Here is a 5,726-nt window from a genome sequence, read left to right on the forward strand (position 1 = left end):
GCCGCAGTTCGGGATCCTGCTGCCGGCAGCGGTCGAGCAGCTCGCGGTCCGGTGCGCGACCGGCCCCGGCATCGTCGAGTACGGCGGCGAGCGCGGCCACGTCGTCCGCCGGACTGCCCGTGCCCCGGGGCCTTACGAGCCGCGCCCCGGAGGCACCGAGCAGCACACCGTCGGGCGTCACGGCGCCATGCGCCGCGCCATGCGCGTGCAGGCGCGCGAGCGCTCCGGCGAGTACGGCACCGATTCCGCGGACGACCGGCTCCGCAAGCCCTCCGTACAGCAGGCCGCGCACTTCGGCGAGGGTCAGCGACGGGACGTGGCGGCAGACGAGCCACGGCAGGTCCTGATCGCTTCCGGAGTCGACGTACGACACGAGCCCGGGCCCGTCGGCGGCCCGCAGCAGGTCCACCGAACGCGCCAACTCACCGTGGATGAGAGTGACTTCGACATGTCCGGGCGCCTGGCCGCCGTGTGCGAGATAGCGGCGCTCCCCGCCCGCCTCCGTGAGCACGGCGAGCAGCCGGTACGGGCCCAGCGCGCGCGGATCCCCCTGGTGCAGGTCTTCCATGAACAGCTCCCCCGAGCGCACACCTCCCGCCCCCCGGCCAGGATCGGCGCACACTTACGGCAGGGTAGACCCGGAATGCCGGATTCATGAGCCCCTGAGGCCTCGTACCTCAGAGGTCGCCGCTTCAGCTGGCGCACCTGTCACGGGCACCCCTGCGACCCGGCGCACCTCACCATGTGGGCATCGCCCGCAACTGCTCCCCGTGCGCCACGAACACCCGCCCCGCAGCCCCCGTGAGGCGCCACCCCAGCTGCCCGGAATCATCGCTGAGCACCCACAGTTTGGCCCCGGACAGCGCGTCGAGCACGGCCACACCGCGGTCGTGGGGACGGTCGTCGTCGCCCCGGCGGCCGGCTCCCAGCGGTACGTACAGGGCCTGCCCCTCACGTACGGGAGGCCGCACCGGCAGCGGGGTGTGCTGGTAGAGGTTGTCCGCGTAGCCGACGTCCGTGGACCAGATCCGTGAGCCGTCGGCGGCGTCCAGGCAGAGGAGTACGCCGTCGGAGAGCCAGGGACGCGGAACGTACAGCTTGCCGTCGGCCACCGCCGGGGCGCCCCAGGAACGCTTGGCCACCCCGGAGTCGTAGTCCTGCGCCCAGCGTTCCCCGCCGTCCCGCGCGTCGACCACCTTGATCGCGTCGCCGCCCACGCAGAACGCGTCCTCGTCCACCGCCGGCGCCAGGCCGGTCTCGACGACGTACGGCTCGACCGGCCCGAAGTCCTTCTCCCACCGCACCTCGCCGGTGAGGGCGTCGTAGGCGACCCCTTGCCCCTCGCGTGCGCAGACAAGCAGCCGCCCGTCCGCGACCGCCGCTCCGACCGGCCCTTGCGAGGCCACAGCCCGACGTGAACGCCAGCGCACCCGGCGGGTGTTGAGCGCCACGGCCACGACCCGCCGCCCCTTGTCGAGCACATAGGCGTGCAGCGGGTCCAGGGCGAGCGCCTGCGCCGCGACCGCCTCGTCCGTGTCCCACTGCACCGCGCCGCTGCGGGCGTCCAGCGCGGTCAGCCAGCCGCCGCGGGTCACGACGAGCAGGGTGCGGTCCGTGCCGAGCAGGGAGCTGTGGCGCACGGGCGCCCCGTTCCCCGGCCAGGACCAGGCGCGCTCCCCCGTCTCCTGGCGCCACGCGGCGAGCCCGCCGCCGGACGGGGCGACGACGACCCGGTCCACGGCTACGGGGTCCGGGCCGTCCGGGTGGATGCCGTCCGCCTTCCACAACGCGTCGGGCACGGCGCCGGGTCGGGGGTTCGCGAGCGGCTCGGCGTACGGGACACCGCTGTCGCTGATACGGGGACCTTCGGAAGCGCCCCGCCGCAGCCACCAGGTGAGCCCGCCACCGGCGGCCACGACGGCTGCGGCCGCCGACAGGACGCGCCTGCGCGAAGGCCGCCCCGGCGGGCGGTCCTGTGCGCGGGCGAGCGCGAGGGCACGCTCGGCCTCACGGGTGCGCCGCTCGATCTCGCCCCGCAGGGGTTCGCGACGCCACGGCGGGTCGCCCGGCTTCCCCAGCAGCGATGACAGCCGCTCGGGTGCGGGACGGGCCGCCGTGTCCTTGGCCAGGCAGGCGCCGAGCGGTCCGAGCAGCGCGGACGGCACTCCGGTGAGGTCCGGACTCTCGTGTACGACACGGAAGTTGACGGCAGCGGGATGGCCCGCGCCGAACGGGGCCCGCCCCGTGCAGGCGAACGCGAGCACGGCGCCGAGCGAGAAGACGTCCGCCGCCGGGCCGGTGCGGCGCCCGGTCACCTGCTCGGGAGGCGCGTATCCGGGGGTCGCGGGCGCCGTGCCGGGGTCGGTGAGGGTGAGGCCGTACTCGGGCCGGGCGATGCCGAAGTCGATGACGCGGGGGCCGTCGCGGGTGAGCACGATATTCGACGGCTTCAGGTCCCGGTGCACCAGACCGGCACCGTGGATCACGGTCAGCGCGCGGGCCAGATGGATTCCGAGCGCCCGCGCGCCCGCCTCGTCGAAGGGGCCGCAGGAGCCGACCGCTTCGTGCAGCGTCGGACCGGCGAGGAACTCGGCGGCGATCCAGGGCAGCGGCCCGTCCAGGTCGTACCCGAGCAGCCGCGCCACGCCCCGTCCCCGTACGGACGAAGCGGTGTCCGCCTCGCGTCGGAAACGGCGCACCATGCCCTGGTCGCGGGCGAGTTCGGGCCGCAGCACCTTGACGGCCACGGCACGTCCCCGGCCGCCGGTCTCCCGTGCCAGGTAGACCGCTCCCATACCGCCCTCGCCGAGCGTGGCGACGAGGCGATACGGACCGATGTGCTGCCCTTGCTCCCCCATGGGGCGCCATGGTGGCAGCGGAACTCCCGCCTCAGTAGCGGGAGTTCCACCGCTCTCACGTACTAGAGCTGGATGCCGGTGAAGACCATCACGCGCTCGTAGGTGTAGTCCTCCATGGCGAAGCGGACGCCCTCGCGGCCGACGCCGGACTGCTTGGCGCCGCCGTACGGCATCTGGTCCGCGCGGTACGAGGGGACGTCGCCGACGATCACGCCACCGACCTCGAGGGCGCGGTGCGCGCGGAACGCGGCCTGCACGTTGTGCGTGAACACTCCTGCCTGCAGGCCGTACTTGGACTCGTTGACCGCCGCGAAGGCGGCCTCCTCGCCGCTCACCTTGTGGACGGTGAGGACGGGTCCGAAGACCTCCTCGCAGAAGATCGTCACGTCCGCGGGGACGTCGGTGAGGACGGTCGGCGCGTACGCGGCGCCGTCGCGCCGGCCGCCGGTGAGCAGCTGGGCGCCGGCCTTCACGGCCTCGTCGACCCAGGACTCGACACGGCGGGCGGCGTCCTCGCTGACCAGCGGGCCGACGTCCGTCTTGTCATCGCTCGGGTCGCCGGTGACCTGGGCCTCGACGGCCTTGACGATGCGGGGAAGCAGGCGGTCGTGCAGCGACTCGTCGACGATGACGCGCTGGACCGAGATACAGGACTGGCCGCCCTGGTAGTTGGAGAAGGTGGCGATACGCGTCGCCGCCCAGTCCAGGTCCTCGTCGCTCGCGTAGTCGGCAAGGACCACGGCCGCGCCGTTGCCGCCGAGTTCGAGCGTGAGGTGCTTGCGCGGGACCGAGTCCATGATCGCGTAACCGACCTTGTCCGAACCCGTGAAGGAGATGACGGGCAGACGCTCGTCCTGCACCAGCTGCGGCATGTGGTCGTTGGCGACCGGCAGGACGGACCAGGAGCCGGCGGGCAGCTCGGTCTCGGCGAGCAGCTCGCCGAGGAGCAGACCGCTCAGCGGGGTGGCCGGGGCGGGCTTGAGGATGATCGGGGTGCCGACCGCGATGGCCGGGGCGATCTTGTGGGCGCACAGGTTCAGCGGGAAGTTGAACGGTGCGATGCCGAGCACGACGCCCTTGGGGAAGCGGCGGGTCAGGGCGAGACGGCCCTGGCCGCCGGCGTCGGTGTCGAGGCGCTGGGCCTCGCCGCCGTTGAAGCGGCGGGCCTCCTCGGCGGCGAAACGGAACACGGAGACGGCACGGCCGACCTCGCCGCGGGCCCACTTCATGGGCTTGCCGTTCTCGGCGGAGATCAGCGCGGCGATCTCCTCGGTGCGCTCCTTGAGGCGGCGGCTGACGTGGTCGAGCGCCTCGGCCCGTACGTGGGCGGGCGTCGCGGCGAACTCGTCCTGTACGGCATACGCGGCGGCCACCGCCTCCTCGACCTGAGCATCGGTCGGCACGCTCACCGCGGCGACCGTACGGCCGTCCCAGGGAGAGGTGACATCGAGGGTGGTCTCGCCGGTGGCCTGGCGGCCGGCGAGCCAGAAGGCATGGGTTTCGGTCATGGCCGGGCCCTTCCGCGGGTGAAGCTTGGGTGTGGGGTCACTTCCACCGTAGGGGTGCGAAGGCCGCATGGCGTTTGTCCGGGGTGGAGCACTCGGGTGGGCGACTTAGCCAATTCAGCCTCTGCGATTCAGCCCCTGCGGCGCTTGAGCAGATCCGAACGAAGTTCGGATGCGGGGGTCCGGGGGCGAAGCCCCCGGTTTCGGGAAGGGGCGGGACGGGGAGAAAGGCCCGCCGCAGGCGCCACCCACCTCAACCGAAACGCACCCGCACCCGCACCCGCTACTCCGACGCCGCCGCCGTAGCCTTCAACGCCAGCCACAGCTCCATCCGGACATCCGCATCATCCAGCGAGCGCCCCAGGATCTCCTCCACCCGCCGCATCCGGTAGCGCAACGTGTGCCGGTGCACCCCGAGATCCGCCGCCGCCGCATCCCACTGCCCGTGCCGCGACAGCCAGGCCCGCAGCGACTCGACCAGATCGCCCCGCCCCGTCGCATCGTGCTCGTGCAGCGCCCGGAGCATCCCGTCCGCGAAGGCCCGTACCGCATCGTCGGCGAGCAGCGGAAGCACCGAACCCGCGGCAAGCGACTCGTGCTCCACGAGGAAGCGTCCTCGGCGGCGGGCCACCGAGAGTGCCTGCTCGGCCTGCTTGTACGCGGCCGCGGCGGCGATGGGACCGGCCGGCGCCGAGAGGCCGACCACGAGGTCGTCGGTCTCGGGCGCGGGCTGGTCGCGCCCCGCCGCACGGGCCGTCTCCAGCTGGCGGGTGTGCTCGACGCACGCCGACGCCGCCGCTCCCCCGTCGGTCATGAGCACCACGAGCCGGTCGCCCCCGTCCGGCACGACCAGGACCGCCTCACCGGAGTGCGCGGCCGCGGCCTCGACCACATCGGCCAGGGCGACCAGCGGATCCTCCTCGGCCGCGGGATCCGCGGCCGGTTCCGGCGGCAGGGGCGCGTGCACATCCGCGTGCACCCGGGACGAGGCGGACACGGTCTCGGCGACGAGCAGCCGGAACGGCGCGTCGAGCAGCCCGCCGTACAGATCGCCCGCGACCGTACGGGCGTGGCTCGGCTCACCGGCGAGCAGCATCCGAAGGACCGCCGCGCCGAGGCGCTGCTCGGCCGAGTGCAGGGAACGGGACCGTTCCGTGGTGAGGGTGAGCAGGGCGATCGCGGAGTGCACCGCATAGCGCTCGGCGGTGCCGAGACTGCTCGCGGTGCCGACGGCGAGCGCCGTACGAGGACGGCGTCCGGCGCCGATCGAATGGAGCTCCACACGGTCGTCCGCCCCGGAGACGACCAGGCTCGCGGGGGCCGGGCGCGAGCGCAGCCGCTCCACGTCGGGGGTGAGCGTGGC

Annotated in this window: 3 protein-coding genes and 1 pseudogene; all 4 read right to left on the reverse strand. The window is 73.6% G+C overall.

The features are described 5' to 3' along the window. Nucleotides 1-568: pseudogene (locus ABT367_RS40435) on the reverse strand (hypothetical protein); the annotation flags it as partial. A 169-nt stretch (nt 569-737) separates the two neighbouring features. Beyond that, nucleotides 738-2,858, reverse strand: coding sequence for a protein kinase domain-containing protein (locus ABT367_RS40440; RefSeq protein WP_352258850.1), 2,121 nt, complete (start codon nt 2,856-2,858; stop codon nt 738-740). 62 nt (nt 2,859-2,920) lie between these two features. Continuing rightward, entirely contained in the window at nt 2,921-4,366 is a 1,446-nt protein-coding gene (locus tag ABT367_RS40445; protein WP_352258852.1) for an aldehyde dehydrogenase family protein, read from the reverse strand. A gap of 280 nt (nt 4,367-4,646) precedes the next feature. Beyond that, nucleotides 4,647-5,726 (reverse strand): PucR family transcriptional regulator (locus ABT367_RS40450; protein ID WP_352258853.1); only part of this gene is annotated, 1,080 nt, incomplete at its 5' end.

The organism is Streptomyces mesophilus (assembly GCF_040300965.1).
In the GTDB taxonomy this organism is placed as follows: domain Bacteria; phylum Actinomycetota; class Actinomycetes; order Streptomycetales; family Streptomycetaceae; genus Streptomyces; species Streptomyces mesophilus_A.

Excerpts from the sequence above, each read along its gene's own strand:
- ABT367_RS40440 (WP_352258850.1), bottom strand. The coding sequence starts at position 2,858 with ATGGGGGAGCAAGGGCAGCACATCGGTCCGTATCGCCTCGTCGCCACG.
- ABT367_RS40445 (WP_352258852.1), bottom strand. The coding sequence starts at position 4,366 with ATGACCGAAACCCATGCCTTCTGGCTCGCCGGCCGCCAGGCCACCGGC.